Origin of the sequence: Campylobacter sp. US33a, assembly GCF_004378855.1 — a bacterium.
Taxonomy (GTDB): Bacteria; Campylobacterota; Campylobacteria; order Campylobacterales; family Campylobacteraceae; genus Campylobacter_D.
Window position 1 is genome coordinate 1 of the sequence record NZ_RYYL01000042.1, and the last position, 433, is coordinate 433.

Below are 433 nucleotides of genomic sequence, written 5' to 3' on the forward strand. Positions count from 1 at the left end.
ACTTTAGTGCAAGGAACACTTACATTAGCTATAGCGTGAGGACAACCTATTATACTAGAGTTTAATAAATCACTTTCTAGCATAATAGGCACACCACCATCTTTAAAAGTTTTTCCTTTGCTTGATTTAAGTATGACTTTACCTCCATGGATACATTCTAGGTTTTGATTTTCTAAAAGGGCGTGAAGTTTAGCTATGCTTTGTTTTTTATTTACTTGTGTGTTTTCTTGGGTTTTAAAAGTGTTTGAAATTAAATCTTTGTATTCTAAGCTTTGCTTGCTTAAGCATTCTAATTTGATATTTAAAGATTTTTCCAATATAGAATAATTAAGCAAGCAAAGTTCATTATTTTTATAAAAGATACTAAGTCTTCCTAAACCACTGCTTTCATCTTTAGGAGAAAAATAATAGCTGGGTATATCTTGTTTTATAA

General features: G+C 29.3%; 1 pseudogene. It reads right to left on the bottom strand.

The annotated features are described in order from the left end of the window. A pseudogene (locus ELQ16_RS09820) lies at window positions 1–433 on the bottom strand (hypothetical protein); the annotation flags it as partial.